At 47.5% G+C, this 15,569-nt stretch carries 15 protein-coding genes; 8 read left to right on the top strand and 7 right to left on the bottom strand.

Annotation, left to right across the window (positions count from 1 at the left end; all coding sequences use genetic code 11):
* Window positions 1–18: 18 nt before the first annotated feature.
* The gene (locus G8759_RS25655; protein ID WP_167214684.1) at window positions 19–525 is read left to right on the top strand and encodes a shikimate kinase; all 507 of its coding nucleotides are present in this window, start codon (window positions 19–21) and stop codon (window positions 523–525) included.
* Window positions 526–596: 71 nt separating this feature from the next.
* Here the strand turns inward: G8759_RS25655 and G8759_RS25650 are convergent, their stop codons facing one another.
* The gene (locus tag G8759_RS25650) at window positions 597–2,168 is read right to left on the bottom strand and encodes an OmpP1/FadL family transporter (RefSeq protein ID WP_167214681.1); all 1,572 of its coding nucleotides are present in this window, start codon (window positions 2,166–2,168) and stop codon (window positions 597–599) included.
* A gap of 170 nt (window positions 2,169–2,338) precedes the next feature.
* Complete coding sequence (locus G8759_RS25645) at window positions 2,339–3,622, bottom strand: pilus assembly protein (RefSeq protein ID WP_167214677.1); 1,284 nt, start codon at window positions 3,620–3,622, stop codon at window positions 2,339–2,341.
* Window positions 3,623–3,917: 295 nt separating this feature from the next.
* Here G8759_RS25645 and proS point away from each other — a divergent pair, with 295 nt between their 5' ends.
* From proS to G8759_RS36225, 3 genes are read left to right on the top strand one after another with little or no spacing between them, the layout of a single operon-like run.
* On the top strand, window positions 3,918–5,390 hold the full coding sequence (gene proS, locus G8759_RS25640) for a proline--tRNA ligase (RefSeq protein ID WP_167214674.1): 1,473 nt from the start codon (window positions 3,918–3,920) through the stop codon (window positions 5,388–5,390).
* 4 nt (window positions 5,391–5,394) lie between these two features.
* Window positions 5,395–5,766 (top strand): NUDIX domain-containing protein, encoded by a 372-nt coding sequence (locus G8759_RS25635; protein WP_232073941.1) that lies wholly within the window; start codon window positions 5,395–5,397, stop codon window positions 5,764–5,766.
* The gene (locus G8759_RS36225) at window positions 5,763–5,885 is read left to right on the top strand and encodes a hypothetical protein (RefSeq protein ID WP_262890621.1); all 123 of its coding nucleotides are present in this window, start codon (window positions 5,763–5,765) and stop codon (window positions 5,883–5,885) included. Before G8759_RS25635 ends, G8759_RS36225 begins: the two co-directional genes overlap by 4 nt.
* On the opposite strand, the gene G8759_RS25630 is transcribed toward G8759_RS36225, so the two are convergent.
* Together G8759_RS25630 and G8759_RS25625 are read right to left on the bottom strand one after the other, a co-directional pair.
* Window positions 5,876–6,421, bottom strand: coding sequence for a hypothetical protein (locus G8759_RS25630; RefSeq protein ID WP_167214671.1), 546 nt, complete (start codon window positions 6,419–6,421; stop codon window positions 5,876–5,878). The two genes, G8759_RS36225 and G8759_RS25630, sit on opposite strands and share 10 nt — an antisense overlap.
* 38 nt (window positions 6,422–6,459) lie before the next feature.
* A complete protein-coding gene (locus G8759_RS25625; RefSeq protein WP_197933050.1) occupies window positions 6,460–6,828 on the bottom strand; it encodes a PadR family transcriptional regulator in 369 nt (122 codons plus the stop codon).
* A gap of 165 nt (window positions 6,829–6,993) precedes the next feature.
* Between G8759_RS25625 and G8759_RS25620 the strand changes: the two genes are divergently transcribed.
* Complete coding sequence (locus G8759_RS25620; protein WP_167214668.1) at window positions 6,994–7,623, top strand: thioredoxin family protein; 630 nt, start codon at window positions 6,994–6,996, stop codon at window positions 7,621–7,623.
* Window positions 7,624–7,902: 279 nt separating this feature from the next.
* Window positions 7,903–8,355, top strand: a complete 453-nt coding sequence (locus G8759_RS25615) for an FKBP-type peptidyl-prolyl cis-trans isomerase (protein ID WP_167214665.1) — start codon at window positions 7,903–7,905, stop codon at window positions 8,353–8,355.
* Window positions 8,356–8,456: 101 nt separating this feature from the next.
* On the opposite strand, the gene G8759_RS25610 is transcribed toward G8759_RS25615, so the two are convergent.
* The 3 genes from G8759_RS25610 to G8759_RS25600 form a co-directional block, all read right to left on the bottom strand.
* Entirely contained in the window at window positions 8,457–8,867 is a 411-nt protein-coding gene (locus G8759_RS25610) for a hypothetical protein (protein WP_167214662.1), read from the bottom strand.
* An 879-nt stretch (window positions 8,868–9,746) separates the two neighbouring features.
* Window positions 9,747–10,352: a T9SS C-terminal target domain-containing protein gene (locus G8759_RS25605; protein WP_167214659.1), complete on the bottom strand. Its 606-nt coding sequence runs from the start codon at window positions 10,350–10,352 to the stop codon at window positions 9,747–9,749.
* A 505-nt stretch (window positions 10,353–10,857) separates the two neighbouring features.
* Window positions 10,858–11,871: a bestrophin family protein gene (locus tag G8759_RS25600; RefSeq protein ID WP_167214656.1), complete on the bottom strand. Its 1,014-nt coding sequence runs from the start codon at window positions 11,869–11,871 to the stop codon at window positions 10,858–10,860.
* A gap of 150 nt (window positions 11,872–12,021) precedes the next feature.
* Here G8759_RS25600 and G8759_RS25595 point away from each other — a divergent pair, with 150 nt between their 5' ends.
* Together G8759_RS25595 and G8759_RS25590 are read left to right on the top strand one after the other, a co-directional pair.
* A complete protein-coding gene (locus tag G8759_RS25595) occupies window positions 12,022–12,831 on the top strand; it encodes a glucose 1-dehydrogenase (protein WP_167214653.1) in 810 nt (269 codons plus the stop codon).
* A gap of 80 nt (window positions 12,832–12,911) precedes the next feature.
* Complete coding sequence (locus G8759_RS25590) at window positions 12,912–15,545, top strand: MGH1-like glycoside hydrolase domain-containing protein (RefSeq protein WP_167214650.1); 2,634 nt, start codon at window positions 12,912–12,914, stop codon at window positions 15,543–15,545.
* Window positions 15,546–15,569: the final 24 nt, after the last annotated feature.

Here is a 15,569-nt window from a genome sequence, read left to right as displayed (position 1 = left end):
AACGGAAAACTTGTTTGCTTGAAAAATATTTTCCTGATCGGAATGCCGTCCTCTGGCAAGAGTACGCTGGGTAAGCGCGTAGCCGACGCACTTCACTACCGTTTTATCGATACGGATAAACAGATCGTTCGCGACGAAGGACGATCGATTCCTGACATTTTTGCGCAATTCGGCGAAGCCTATTTCCGGGAAGCCGAACGTCGGATTTTACGAACCATCCGACCGGGCGATAGTGCAGTCGTTTCGACGGGTGGTGGAATGCCCTGTTTTCACAACAACATCGAATACATTAATGCGACGGGTATTTCTGTATTTCTGGATGTGCCAGTCGAGATATTAGTCCGGCGAATCCAGGCACATGCTGCCGATGACCGTCCGCTCAATAATCCGAGCGACCCTGAATTGTTCAATACACTGCAACAACGGTATATAACGCGTTTGCCTTTCTACAGTCAGGCAAATATCATTGTTTCAGGGGAGACGAATGAGGACGAAGTGCTCAGGCGGATAGGAGCCTGGATGTAATGGTATCAACGCCAAAGCGGCCATGAATGAAACGTTTCATTCATGGCCGCTTTGGCGTTAAATCGATTTTTTTAGAAAAATACGCCGAACGATAGCATCAGATTGGTATTGCTATTGTTCGTTGCGACGGTTGGCGTATCGGAACTGCTAGGCAGTTGAAATGGCGTAAAGCCCGTTTTGTAGGTGAGATACGAACCCGACAGATCGGCGAAGAAACGCTCGTTTCTGACGCCTAGACCAGCCGACAACAGTAATTTATCCCGGTCTCCCCGCGCTACCCGATCCAGGTCGAGTTTGTAGGCACTTGGCAAATAAGCCACCCCCGCGCGAAGCCGAAGCAAGCCTGCCCGAATTTCGGCACCGGCCCGCAAATTGACTACGTTCTGGTAACTGGTCTGAACAACCTGCTTGACATCGTTCTTGAAATCGGAGTTGTCCTGCGTCGTGTTAAAGTACGAGGTTCGAACCCGCATACCGCCATAACCAACATATTCAGCCGTTGCCGTAATAAACCCGATCTTCCCTTTTCCCAGAAAGTAGGTAGCTCCACCCGATGCCCGCAGCGGTGTTTGCAGGGAATAATCGAAGTTGTCGTAAGGCGAAACGACATCAATTTGGTTTGGCCCATTTAGCTGGATTGTGGATGTGGTGTTAACCGTTAAGGTTTGCGAGAACGCTTCATGCGCGCTACTAAATGTTGGTGATGTTAGTGTAGCACCGACCTGTAAATCATTACTGAGTTTGTAAATCAATCCCAGGGTAGCATTAAATCCATTCCCAGTTACGTCGAAACGGTTGATCTGACTATAATTAACTAAGTCACGCCCATTAATTGGTGCCTCCAGGAAAATATATTCCGATGAATAGCGAAGACGGGTCAAGGCAATCGATCCACCAATGTAGAGCTTATCATCCAGGTTACCGGCGTAGGAAATCGTCCATTGGGAATGTGTACCGGAACGGCTCAATGTGGCTCGCTGATCTTTCGCCGTTGTCGCATCAAGTCGAGTGTATGGGGGGCCTGAGCCATTTGCCCCTAAATCTGTGGGATTAATTAAATAAAGCCGATAGGCTGCGGCCTCCCGGAAACTGACTGTATTTGATGTAGGATCGTAATCATCATTTAAATCGGCTTCACTATAATTGCCTGCATTGGCCGCATTGGCGTATGTCTGGGCAATGGATGAATTGGGGTTTCTGTTTACGCCACGCGCATCAATTTTATCGAAAAAATTGGTCGACTGCGAATATGTCACGCCAAAAGCAGTCCGACGCCAGCGCCGGGTATTATTGGAGCTACCAGCCAGAATAAGACCCAATTGGCCAATATTAAACTTACCACCGTTAATCGTAGTCTCACTACCTAAAAATGTGCTCTTGTTGTTGACCAGATTAAAGGAGGGACTAATGCTTAACTCAGAGCGGTTATAGAATGCTAAACCTGCCGGGTTGCCAGACAGATTACTGGCATCACCGCCAAGGGCTGTCTGATTGCCGCCAAGTCCGCGAAAACGAGCGGTACCACTCTGTGAAAAATCAGAGAATCGAAAGGCATCATCGGCATAATCGGCAGCAGGCCCCTGCCCAAACGCCAGCCCCGTACAACTCAGTAAGATGGCCGAAAGAAAGAACTTTGTATTCATATGCATATGCGATTAAACCAGCGAATGGCACTTTTGTTGTTAGAGTTCCATGGCTGTAGAACGTTTAACCAGGTTGATCAAAAAACTGGTGGTTAATTAGCCAAAGTAACAACGAAAAATCCCGCCGATTGTCTGTCAGCGGGATTTAAAATTTAAGAAATAAATCTTAATTATCTTGGACCACGGCCACCACCGCCACCGCTTGAGTGACTGGCACCACCGCCGGAGAAACCACCGCCCCCAGAACTGGGAGCACTGTAGCTGCGGCTAGGAGCACTATAGCTCGGTTGCGACTGCTGGTAGCTAGGCTGGCTGAAGTTGCCACGGCTTTGGCTCTGGTAAGAAGGCTGTTGGTAGCTCGGCTGCGATTGCTGGAAGCTACCCCGGCCACCACCAGAGTTTGACGGTGTATAGCTACCCCGGCTGTTTGTCCGTGGACGAGCGTAGTAGTCGTTACCACTATTGTATGATGGGGCTGGACTTACCGAAGTACCTGAAGGGTTACTTCCTGCACGACCATTACCACTTGTGCCATTATCATAGTAATAGGTGCCCCGGCTGTTATTCCCTGGGCGAGCATAGTACCCATCGCTGGTTGAGCGGTTACTGGCTGATCCTGCGTTATAGCTACTACGACCTCCATTGGGATTGTAGTTGCGGGGAGAATTATCGAAACCAGATGCGTAGTTGCCAGACGAACGGGATGAACTCCGAACGTAATTCCGATTCCGATAGGGATCAGCTCCAGTCACGACAACGGCTGGGTAGCCACCATAATAACCGCCATATCCGTAAGGAGAGTAGAATGAATTATAGAATCCACCGTACCCACCATAACCATAAGCATAAGGGCTGTAGAACGGATCGCCAAAGCCGCCGTACCCGAAGGGCGAATAGAAGGGGCTGTAGGCAAAAGCACTACCGTAGCCATAACCAAATGGTGAATAGAAGGGACTGCCGAAACCATAGCCGATTGAACCAAGGCCGATGCCAAGTCCTAAACCGCTATAGAAGCCAGTATTGTTGAAGCCCCAGCGGTTCCAGCTGTAAGCCGAGGTCGAAGCAGCATTGTAGCCGTTTACGAAACCAGAGTTATAGCTGTTTGTGCTATTATCGCCCCAGCCCGGATCGGGAGACATGCCCCGATTTAATTTACGGGTGCTTAATTCAGAATAGTATTCGTCGGTATTGCTGGAGTAACCTTGCTGATCATCGTTATAATCAGGGTTCGCGTTGCGAAGCGAGCGTTGTTGTTGACGTTGCTGACGCGAGGTTTGTGGAGCAACCGACGAAACGTCAGATGAGTTGTTGGTATATACGGCAGCATTGCCGGAGTTGCCATACAAATCATCCACTTCACCAGTATTCTGGGCGGTCTGGCGACTGGAGGAACAGCTCCAGAAACCCATCATCGCGGCCAGTGCCAGGTATCGGTACATGCGTTGCGTTATCATTTGGCCAGGGAATTAAAAGTATAAAGGCTCATATTAGTAAGTGCCACTTTAGCCTATAACAAAGGATTGGCACGATTGATTACAAAAATAGAGCAAAAACCTATCTTTGCAAGTTTTCAATATATTAGATTCCATTTTATTCATCAAGGTTTAATCACGTTGGAAAAAAAGATGTAAAAGTTTCGGCAAACAATACACTATGAAAGCCGAAAGGCAGACAAAGGGCTGAAGTACAGGTCTTTCGTCATTACTAGGTCATCGTTTGGCAACCTTCTTTTTCTTCCCTCAGCTCATCATGGCAAAAGCAATTCCGTCCCGCAGTGAAAACTACTCCGAGTGGTACAATGAATTAGTTAAAAAGGCCGACCTGGCCGAAAATTCGGCCGTTCGTGGCTGCATGGTTATTAAACCATACGGTTTTTCGATTTGGGAAAAAATGCAGCGCGCCCTTGACGATATGTTCAAGGAAACCGGTCACTCGAATGCGTATTTCCCGCTTTTTATTCCCAAATCGTTCCTGAGCAAAGAAGCTTCACACGTTGAAGGGTTTGCGAAAGAATGCGCCGTTGTGACGCACTACCGGCTCAAAAATGCGGAAGATGGTTCTGGTGTCATTGTCGATCCCGAAGCTAAACTTGAAGAAGAGCTGATCGTTCGGCCAACCTCCGAAACGGTAATCTGGAGTACCTACAAAAACTGGATTCAATCGTATCGTGATTTGCCCTTGCTGGTAAACCAGTGGGCCAATGTGGTTCGGTGGGAAATGAGAACCCGGATTTTTCTGCGTACATCTGAATTTCTGTGGCAGGAAGGACATACTGCCCATGCAACAGCGGATGAAGCCGAAGCAGAAACCCGCCAGATGCTCGACATCTATGCTACGTTTGCTGAAGAATGGATGGCACTTCCAGTTGTGCGTGGATCGAAAACGGCGAATGAACGCTTTGCCGGTGCTGACGATACGCTGTGTATTGAAGCCATGATGCAGGATGGAAAAGCGCTTCAGGCTGGAACCTCGCACTTTTTGGGGCAAAATTTCGCTAAAGCCTTCGATGTGCAATTCCTGAACAAGCAAAACCAGCTTGACTATGTTTGGGGAACATCCTGGGGAGTTTCAACGCGATTGATGGGTGCTCTGATTATGGCCCACTCCGATGACGACGGTCTGGTATTGCCACCAAAACTGGCTCCAATTCAGGTAGTTATCGTGCCAATTTACCGGACTGAAGAGCAGTTAGAGCAGCTTTCTGCCAAAATAAAACCTTTGGTGCAGGAGTTGCGTAAGGCTGGCGTTTCGGTTAAGTACGACGATTCGGACGCTAACAAACCAGGATGGAAGTTTGCCGAATATGAATTACGGGGCGTTCCGGTCCGGCTGGCGATGGGCGGACGTGATCTTGAAAATGGCACAGTCGAAATCGCCAGGCGTGATCTGAAAACCAAAGAAACGGTTCCATTTGATGGACTGACGGAACGGATTAAAAACCTTCTTGATGACATTCAGCAGACGATCTATAACAAAGCGCTCAAGTTTCGTCAGGAGAACACATTTAAAGTAGATACGCTCGAACAATTTCAGGACCAACTCGACAAAGGAGGCTTCCTGCTAGCTCACTGGGATGGCACATCTGAAACCGAGGAAGCAATCAAGGAAGCGACCAAGGCCACGATTCGTTGTATTCCATTCGATCAGGAGCCTGAAGAAGGCGTCGATATTTTTTCGGGTAAGCCGTCGAAAGGACGGGTAGTTTTTGCCCGTGCCTATTGATTTTATGACTGTTTCTCCGGGACTTAAGCGAACTGCCGTTATCTACTTGCTGCGTAACGGCAGTAACTTTTTGCTATTAAAGCGCCTGAAAGAACCGAACAAAGACCCGTATACGCCCGTTGGCGGAAAACTCGATCCATTCGAGAGTCCGCTACGGGCGGCTTATCGGGAAACCTGGGAAGAAACGGGTATCAAGGCCGAAAAAATGACGTTCTGCGGATTGTTAACCGAGAGTTCACCGACGGCCTACAAATGGACGAGCTATGTCTATGTCGCAGAAATTGATTTTATACCCGCTCCTCCCTGTAATGAGGGCGAGTTGAGGATGATTGGGTTTGCGGATCTTTTAACCGTGCCAACCCCTAAAGTAGATTGATATTTCTACGACTATTTACTGAAAATAAGCCGTTTGCATTTAGTGCTGAATACGATGAACAACTAATCCTGCTTGTTATGCACGATGAACTGGAAGATGTTGTCGTCTATCAGGCATGATCGGTTAATGTTTCCCGCATAGGCACCTGTTGCTGACGCGTATGGTGCAGATACCAACTGATAACCACGAACGTAACACCACACAGGCCAATTAGCCAGGCTACGCCCCATGGGCTTAGGTATGACCAGGTTCGGCGATTCACGGCGTCCATCATGGCCATCAGCATCATGAATAAACTAATGGTCATAATAAAGGCATTGCGCAGGGTAGTCCGATACGCCCGTCGAAGGTCGTAGGCGCCATACGATTTATTCCGAAACTCAAACACAATATCGTCCAGACTGGCCTGTTGAAGCTGTTCGTCGGTCATCGCCAGTTCTGAATTATAAGTATCGCGAAGATGTCGGACAGCTTTCAGATTCGCTTGTTCGAGAACGGTTTTCAACGCTCCGTCAAAGGGCAAACCGATCCACATATAATACTCCACCTCACAGGCAAGGTGATCAAGTAATTCATCAATCAGTGCGTCGGTGGAACCGGTATGGATCAGGTGGTTGTGCAACGTAGCTAGTTGCTGTGGACTGAGTTTTTCCATGGCACTAAAGTTATCTGTTGAGTTGGTTTAGGAATTCGTTAGTGACCGGTAGCCAGGCTGGGCAATGGATCGAGAAGGGCTCGCATTGCTTCCATAAAGCGCTCAAAATCGGAGACTTTCTGTTCGGCAACCTGGGTGCCGGTTGGCGTAAGCGAATAGTATTTTCGCAGCCGTCCCTCCACTTCTTCGGTATCTGTAATGAGAAAACCTTCCTGTTCCAGTTTATGCAGAACAGGATATAAAGCGCCGAACGATAAGGTTATCTCGCCTTTAGTTCGCTCTTTTACGGCCTGCGTAATTTCGTAGCCATACATTCTTCCCTGCCCAGAAGGAGACCGTTCGGCCAGTAACTTCAGGACGATCGTTTTGAGCGTACCTCGAAGAAATTCATTGCCTGTTGTATCCATAATAATAAGCAGAATTAGTTTAACATAAGTTGGCGTAAATATATGTAAGAAACCGATATATACAAGCAAACTTTTTATCAATTTTACGAAGAATAATCAGGTGTTAAGTTGGCGAACGAAACAGTGCACCCAACTTGTTGCGGGATAGAATGCACCCTTGTATTTATGACAACACCATCTTCTATCATTACACCGGAGCTAGTTGCATCGGCGCTCACTTACGATCAATACATTGCTCTTTCTGTTGACTTGCTGGCCAAGGCGAGAACAACGTCGGATTCCCCAAATTATAACACCCCCGAAATTCTGGGTTATGCCAAACTCAATATTCATCGGATGAACCGGTTAGATAAAGTAACCGCTATAAATCCGGAGTTAAAGTCAGTTCTTGACAAGGTATCGGAACCCTGGACCTGGCTCGTTCTGACCGAATCGTGGTGTGGCGATGCAGCCCAGTCGATCCCTGTATTGCATCAGATTGCCGAACAGTCACCCCATATAGCCATCCGGTTTTTGTCGCGGGATAAAAACCCTGATCTGATGAATGCCTATCTGACCAATGGGGGTAGGTCTATTCCTAAACTTATTTGTGTACGTACCTCCGATCTAAACGAATTGGGTACTTGGGGACCGCGCCCAACTGAATTGCAGAAATTATTCTGGGAATGGAAGCCTTTAATGCCTTATGCCGAGGTTACGGAACGGCTTCAGCGATGGTATAACACGGATCGTACCCAATCGATACAGCGCGAATTCGTCGACCTGGTGACCGTGTGGAATCGCACTCGGGCTTAGGTAGGTATGGGTTGTTCGATGTTGGAGCTGGGTGTATCGATCGGCAACCTAGGCCTGTCGGTTAAGCTCGACACTATGAAACGGGTAGTTGCAAACAACACTTCTTATTTATAGTTCATGAGAATTAAGGAGTGCATTGAACGCGATTTTCAGATGGATAAGTTATCCGTAAAACGGGCGAACAAATAAAGGATCGCTCCAAAATATGCGTTTAAAAGCGAACCGTTCCATAACGGTTCTGTACTTTTGAGGGAATATTCACTAAACAGTGGTGTAATTATGGCACAAGCAAAATCCGGCGATACCGTTCAGGTGCACTATACCGGCACTCTAACCGACGGAACCGTATTCGATTCATCAGAGGGGCGTACCCCGCTGGAATTTACGGTTGGTAGTGGTCAGGTCATCAAAGGCTTTGACGAAGGAGTAGCTGGGATGAACCAGGGCGAAAAGAAAACCATCAATATTCCGGTGGAAGATGCCTATGGTCCAGCTAATGAAGAAATGGTTTTTACGTTAGATCGATCCGATATTCCTGCCGACATCCCGCTCGAAGTGGGTATGACGCTTAATATGCACGAAGATGGCAATCCACGCCCTATTCCAGTGATTGTTCGCGACTTGACCGATACGAATGTTACGCTTGATGCGAACCACCCGCTGGCGGGACAGGACCTGGTATTTGAGGTTGAATTGGTTGGGGTAAAATCACCGTCAGGTTTGATTCTATAACCGGCTAATTAGTAAGTAAATACGATAAATGGGTAATTCGTTGATGAGGGCCTTTGCGCCAGCCAACGAATTACCCATTTATCGTATTTACCGGTGAGGTTCTATTCCTGTTCCTCTTTATCCAGTGCCAGTAAATCGCCTAATTCTCTGAGCGCAGTTTGAATTCCCCTAAGATTGGCCCGAGCAACGGATGCTGCCAGAGCGACAGTGATGGCACCGATATTTAGAGCTACTGTAATCGTATGAATATGCTGGAGACCGGCTCTGGCGTCGTCCGTTGCCTGACGAATAGCTGCGGCTATTTCACCCGCCTGATTGAAAGCTGGACGAACGGCCAGGGATTGCAAATCCTGCGCCCGATTGAGCAGGCTATTCTGATAAGCGTTCAGATCGAGCTGTTGTTCGTGGGTAAACGCGGGCCAATGCATCACCTGAAACTCGTTCAGGGCGCGGGCCATTGTTCGGTAGCCGTTTGCGATGCTGACGATTTGCTCAAAGGTGAAGTCTTCCATGAGTATGAGTTAATGGCTCCAGACTGGACCAGAGCTGTTGTCTTGTAAATCTGTACGCGCACAGGCTGGATAATGATGCTTTTCTAAACCATAATTGACAATAATTGACAATTTTCATATAGACTGTTAGACACTACACAGCGATTATTAATTGTGCCTGCCTGAATTAACAAGGCTCGGTATTTAAGTACATTAGCCTTTAGTTGAAAGCATTGACGTGATTCGTTCGGGACATCTCGGAAAAAATCAATTTGACTGAAATTAGCGTAAATGCGGAACGTTTGAGAGCGCCATACTGCACCCATTGCGTATAAATTGGGGTAAATGTTGAAAACAATAGGTTGAATTGGTGTAAGTTTCGGGTTGTTCCGGATGTATTAACGGTTTAGTTGAAACGAAACTGTTTATCCATAAAATAGAGGCAGAAACAAATACTGATAAAATCGTATCATACAAATACTCCACACTGATGCCGTAAAATAAAACGTTGTAAACCGATTGTTACTATAAATCGCTGACTTTTGAACGAACGGTCATTCGCTGAAGGCCGGAATGGGTTAGTTGACGTTATTTCAGGATGATTCTTGCCGACCAGTTGAGTCGTTTTGCCTGCACTAAGTGAAGCTCTCGAGTCAATAAGATGCCGACAAATTACTGGAATGTAACCGGAAATATGATTTTGGTGGCTGAGCCAGGGATTGACCGCAGAGCATGACAGCTTCCAATTTACCTAAACAAAAAAGCCCGCTGTATTCGTAAGAACACAGCGGGCTTGGGGAATTGGGTGTGTAACCAGACTTGTCCGAAAAGTCAGATCACTTGAGTTGTATAAAACGTACTAATCTAGCCAGTGGCTAACCGCGATTACTCATCAGCAACTTAATGCTTAATGTCGACACGGGTCGTAAATTGCTTCTGGTTCGGGCCAACCACGAACGTGTAGGCGCCATCGGGCAAAGCCGACAAATCGAACCGGCGAACTGCACCTTTAAATGAATCTACCTGAACAAGCACGTTCTGTGCATCGTAAATAGCGACATTAGCCTCATCTACATTCTTAGCGGGCAAGTTCACTTCAAACTTGTTCTTTTCGTAAGCCAGAACCGAAGGCTCCATCACCTGTTGCAGGTTACGTTCGTCGATGCTCAGGGCGTTTCCTTTGATGGTCAATCCCTGCGACAACCACCACGAATTGTTACCAGCTGTCAGAAAATACTGACCATCGGGCAAGCCGTTCAAATTGAACGAGGTGGCTCCTTTTTTATTCTTGCTAATAAGACCACGGTAGAGCAGGTTGCCGTCGGCATCGATAATGGCCACGTCAATCGGCGATGCCGTTTGTGTATAAACGCGTACTTTCTTTTGTTCGGACTTCTCAATTTTCACCCCATTCGCTCCTGCACCATTGTCGGCTTTAGCATCTCCCATGCCAGCCAGACCCCATACTGAAAGTAGTACAGCAATTGATAAACGGAACTGTTTCATTTGGTTTGAATTTTTTGTTTTACCGTGACAAAGGTGTGCGCTAAACACTATTTATTGCAAGAGGGGCAGTGTTGATTATCAGGTATTTAAGAAAAATTCATCTAAAAAGACAATCGAATATAGGTATTTTAGGCTGATTATTGGAAAAGTACAACAAGTCCATCTAAATTGCGTATGGTTTGTATTTTTCTAATAATTCTAATTTTTAGGACTATCTATTTTTTGATAACTAATTTTCATATGCATAGTGCAATTATCGCAAAACCAGCCAAATCGATATGCGAATAAACAGGTTGGTTTTACAGACACTGTCGGCTGCTCAGATTCTGTTTCGACATCAAAAGATCTCTTCTATTATGGAAGTATAAGCAGAAATATTTGCTCTGCCTGGTTGCAATTGTCCAGGCGAATCCGATTCGAGATGCTTTCCCCAAACGAATGCATCAAATAAAAAAGGATTGATCTTACTACAGATCAATCCCAAAAACAATGGAATAAAAACGGATCACATCAGAATATTGTCGACCGCCTGTACGCGCTTAGGCAGATCTGTTTCGCCGAGCATGTCGCGCAGATCGATCTCGATGTTTCGACAGATGGCCGTCATGGGAATATCATTGATACTATTTTCAAACGGATTCTCGCTTGTATCACCAACAATTTCCATGGTGTTGAATATCCAGGCGATAACGGTGAAAAAAGGAACCGTCAGCCAAACGTGCCAGCCGCTTACTTTTGCCATTTCGGTTAGTAAACCATAGGGGAGCACTGCAATGAACACCCAGGTAAAAACATAGCTGAAATAGGCATATTGGCGCGGAAACGGGAAGGATTTGATTCGTTCGCAGGCTCCCTGCTGATTGTAAAATTCAACCAGCATTCGCTCCAGATCGACGTGATAATAGTCGGTAAGGTAACCGGCTTCCCGAAGTTCCCGAAGTTGCTCTGACTGCTCCCGAAGCAGAAACGTAGCTGGATTTGGATGCTTTATAATCGCTTCAATATCCACGTCAGACAGGAAGCGGCTTAGTTCCTTATCTAGACTACACTGCCTGAATGCCGCAATGCGTTCGATAACTTCAGAGGCAGGATTATGGTGAAGCTCCCAGACGGGCTTTTGCCGGAGCTGGACTCGTAGCGAAGTTATATAGGCTAGGTGGCGATAAATGAGCGTTTGGTGAATTTGTTTTAATTCACCTTTGGCCAGTGGATCGTTCGCATGTTTGGAATTCAGGTAATCAAGTACCATAATACTCCATGAACGGCTTGCATTGGTAATACTACCCCAAATCCGGCGGGCTTCCCACAACCGATCGTAGGAGGAGTTGTTTTTAAAGCCAACATAAAAGGCAACTGCCGTTCCGATGGTGGCAACCGGCACAAACGGAATGGCAAGAAATCGCCATCCGGCAATGGAATAGAGCAGGCAGATGAGGGTTGAGTACCCTAAAAAAAGGAGAATGGCCCGCCAGGTGAACGGAAAAACAATGTGAAAGGGGACGCGTTTGGTTGTAAACATGATCAGTTGGAATGAGGTAAGATGAGGATGGTAAATTCTGTAATTCTCTAAAATAAGGGGAGAATTGATAAAAAAATGTAAACGGTGGCAACTGGCGCTTGGCAAGCTTAATTTCTTATCTTGCTGCCTGCAAAAAATCTTATTTTCTTCATGGAGAGCGTACTCAAAGGCCAGATTGCCATAATTACCGGAGCCAGTAGCGGCATCGGTGCAGGTGTTGCGAAGTCGCTGGCAGCTGCCGGGGCAACCGTAGTAGTCAATTATCCGGTCGAAGCTACAAAGCCGGCCGCCGATGAGGTGCTGAAAGAAATTACAGATGCAGGCGGCACCGGTATTGTAGCCCAATGTGATGTCAGCAAAGAAGATCAGGTGATCAAGATGTTCGCCGATGTAGTCGCTCAGTTCGGCACCGTCGATATTCTAGTCAATAATGCTGGTCTGCAACGCGATGCCAAGTTTGACGAAATGACACTCGATCAGTGGAATACGGTCATCAATGTTAATCTGACGGGCCAGTTTCTGTGTGCCCGCGAAGCCATCCGCGAGTTCCTTCGTCGGGGGCCACGCCCGGAGGTTTCCGTCGCAACGGGCAAAATTATCTGCATGAGTTCAGTCCATGAGCTGATTCCGTGGGGAGGTCATGTAAATTATGCTACCTCAAAAGGCGGCATTAAAATGCTGATGCAATCGCTGGCTCAGGAATACGGTGATCGCAAGATTCGGGTCAACAGCATTTGTCCCGGCGCTATTCAAACCCCTATCAACCGGGCAGCATGGGAAACACCACAAGCCCTGAATAGCTTAATGACATTGATTCCCTATAATCGCATCGGACAACCACAGGACATTGGGAACCTCGCCGTATTCCTTTCGTCCGATCTATCTGACTACATAACCGGAGCCAGCATTTTCATTGATGGTGGTATGACCGTATTTGAAGGGTTCTCAACCAATGGGTAATAGAAAATTTACGATACAGGCTATACGGTTGCGAGCAATCGTATAGCCTGTATCATAGTTAATATCTCATAGACAATACATTGACCACCGAACAACAACGTTTAGAAGATCCCGCCTGGCGGCAATGGGGTCCCTATGTATCAGATCGCCAGTGGGGTACCGTTCGTGAAGATTACAGTGCCAATGGCGATGCCTGGAATTTTACGACTCACGATATGGCTCGCAGCTATACCTACCGCTGGGGCGAAGAGGGAATTGCTGGCTTTTGTGATGATAAACAACAGTTATGTCTGGCACTCACACTCTGGAATGGCAAAGATCCGATCCTGAAGGAACGCTATTTCGGACTCACCAACGGTGAAGGGAATCATGGTGAAGATGTGAAAGAACTGTATTATTATCTGGATAATACGCCAACGCATTCCTACCAGCGAATGCTCTATAAGTATCCACAGGCAGCCTATCCCTATGAACAGCTGATCGTTGAAAACCGCCACCGGACGCGGCAGGACCCCGAGTTTGAACTGCTCGATACGGGCTTGTTCGACCAGGACCGTTATTTCGATGTGTTTGTAGACTATGCGAAAGCAGGGCCACAGGATATATTAATGACGGTGACTATCCATAACCGTGGCCCTGAAACGGCTAAATTACATGTGTTGCCTACTCTCTGGTTTCGGAATACCTGGATCTGGGGCGATGACTCCGACGGTGTGCCAAGCCTGCACCCTCAACTATCACTTCTGCCAGATGGAACCGTATTAGCCGAGCAAACGCAGTTGGGGCGCTATTTCTTCCATGCCGAAGGACAACCCGACTGGTTATTCTGCGATAACGAAACCAACCTGGCCCGGCTTTATAATACACATATCGGCTCCCGCTATCCGAAGGATGGCATCAACGATCATGTATTATACGGAGCTAATACCGTTAATCCAAAGATGATCGGCACGAAGGTGGCCGCCCAGTATAAGGTAACACTCGCGGCCGGAGCGTCGCAAACCATCCGATTGCGGCTAAAATCCGACGATGCGACCAATCTTCTGGCTGATTTTGACGATATAGTTGCGAAACGCAGGATCGAAGCCGACGAATTTTACGCCCATATTCACCCGACTAAAGCAACGGATGATGAGAAAATGGTGCAGCGACAGGCATTTGCCGGAATGCTCTGGAGCAAGCAGTATTACTACTACGATGTATCGCGCTGGCTGGCTGGTGACCCTAACAGTCCTCCTCCGCCCCCAGAGCGGGACAAAGGGCGAAACCATACCTGGCTTCAGCTCATCAATGCGGGCGTGATTTCGATGCCCGACAAATGGGAATATCCGTGGTATGCGGCCTGGGACTGGGCGTTTCACTGCGTCACGTTCGCGGTTATCGATCCGGGTTTTGCCAAACAGCAACTGATGCTGCTCACCAACGAGTGGTATATGCACCCAAACGGGCAGTTACCTGCCTATGAGTGGTCATTTAGCGATGTAAATCCGCCCGTTCATGCCTGGGCTGCGTGGCGGCTCTACCATATGGAATTGGAGCGAAAGCCACCCGGTGAGGAAGATATTCGATTTTTGCGGGGTATTTTTCATAAGCTGATGCTCAACTTTACGTGGTGGGTGAACCGTAAAGATGAGTCGGGAAACAATATTTTTGAAGGGGGATTTCTGGGCCTGGATAATATCGGGGTCTTTGATCGAAATGCCGTTTTACCGGATGGAAGCCACCTTGAACAGGCCGATGGTACAAGCTGGATGGCTATGTATGCGCTCAACATGATGCGTATAGCGCTCGAACTGGCTCAGCACGACTCGGTATACGATGAATTGGCCACAAAGTTTTTTGACCATTTCCTCTACATTGCGGGTGCTATGACCAACATCGGAGAAGGCAATATGGGGCTTTGGGACGAGCAGGATGGGTTCTTCTACGATCAAATCCGAATGTCCGACGGGAACGTTAAACGAATGCGGGTTCGAACAATGGTCGGGCTAATTCCAATGTTTGCCGTTGAAATTCTGGATGATAAGATCTTGAAATCAAGACCCGCATTTCTGGATCGCATGGAATGGTTCCAGAGCCATCGCCCCGACCTGTATAGCCAGGTTTCGCGTTATACTGAAACCGGGAAGAGCGAAAAACGCTTACTGAGTTTGCTTCGGGGCTTTCGGCTTAAATCATTGCTCAGTAAAATTCTCGATGAAAACGAGTTTCTGAGTCCGCATGGCATACGGGGCGTTTCGAAAGTATATCGTGATCAACCATATGAGTTCACGCTGGACAACACGATTTTTCGACTTGTTTACACGCCTGCCGAAAGTGATAGCGCCATGTTTGGCGGGAATAGCAACTGGCGAGGGCCGGTCTGGATGCCGTTAAACTACCTGATGGTAGAAACGATCCAGCAATTCTACGACTATTTTGGGGATGAGTTCACGGTCGAATATCCGATCGGATCGGGAACACAGATAACCCTGAAGGAAGTCGCCCGTGAGCTGACTAACCGGCTTATAAGCCTGTTTATTTTAGATGAAACGGGCCGGCGGACTACGTTTGGCCAACACCCTAAATACCAGGACCCTCACTTTCGTGATTACGTACTGTTCTACGAATATTTCGATGGCGATAATGGCCGTGGTGTAGGAGCCAGCCACCAAACGGGCTGGACGGGTCTGGTAGCTGAATTGATCGACCGAAAATATGATAGTTTGCAGTAAGCGAAACCGGATAAAATCAGGCGA

This window comes from Spirosoma aureum, assembly GCF_011604685.1.
Lineage (GTDB): Bacteria > Bacteroidota > Bacteroidia > Cytophagales > Spirosomataceae > Spirosoma > Spirosoma aureum.
This window is presented reverse-complemented; position numbering and strand designations above follow the sequence as displayed.

Bases quoted from the DNA above. Each gene is read 5' to 3' on its own strand.
- G8759_RS25615 (WP_167214665.1), top strand. From the start codon at position 7,903: ATGGCACAAGCAAAATCCGGCGATACCGTTCAGGTGCACTATACCGGC.
- G8759_RS25600 (WP_167214656.1), bottom strand. From the start codon at position 11,871: ATGTTTACAACCAAACGCGTCCCCTTTCACATTGTTTTTCCGTTCACC.
- G8759_RS25620 (WP_167214668.1), top strand. From the start codon at position 6,994: ATGACAACACCATCTTCTATCATTACACCGGAGCTAGTTGCATCGGCG.
- G8759_RS25635 (WP_232073941.1), top strand. From the start codon at position 5,395: ATGACTGTTTCTCCGGGACTTAAGCGAACTGCCGTTATCTACTTGCTG.
- G8759_RS25625 (WP_197933050.1), bottom strand. From the start codon at position 6,828: ATGGATACAACAGGCAATGAATTTCTTCGAGGTACGCTCAAAACGATC.
- G8759_RS25610 (WP_167214662.1), bottom strand. From the start codon at position 8,867: ATGGAAGACTTCACCTTTGAGCAAATCGTCAGCATCGCAAACGGCTAC.
- G8759_RS25630 (WP_167214671.1), bottom strand. From the start codon at position 6,421: ATGGAAAAACTCAGTCCACAGCAACTAGCTACGTTGCACAACCACCTG.
- G8759_RS25650 (WP_167214681.1), bottom strand. From the start codon at position 2,168: ATGAATACAAAGTTCTTTCTTTCGGCCATCTTACTGAGTTGTACGGGG.
- G8759_RS25605 (WP_167214659.1), bottom strand. From the start codon at position 10,352: ATGAAACAGTTCCGTTTATCAATTGCTGTACTACTTTCAGTATGGGGT.
- G8759_RS25645 (WP_167214677.1), bottom strand. From the start codon at position 3,622: ATGATAACGCAACGCATGTACCGATACCTGGCACTGGCCGCGATGATG.
- proS (WP_167214674.1), top strand. From the start codon at position 3,918: ATGGCAAAAGCAATTCCGTCCCGCAGTGAAAACTACTCCGAGTGGTAC.
- G8759_RS25595 (WP_167214653.1), top strand. From the start codon at position 12,022: ATGGAGAGCGTACTCAAAGGCCAGATTGCCATAATTACCGGAGCCAGT.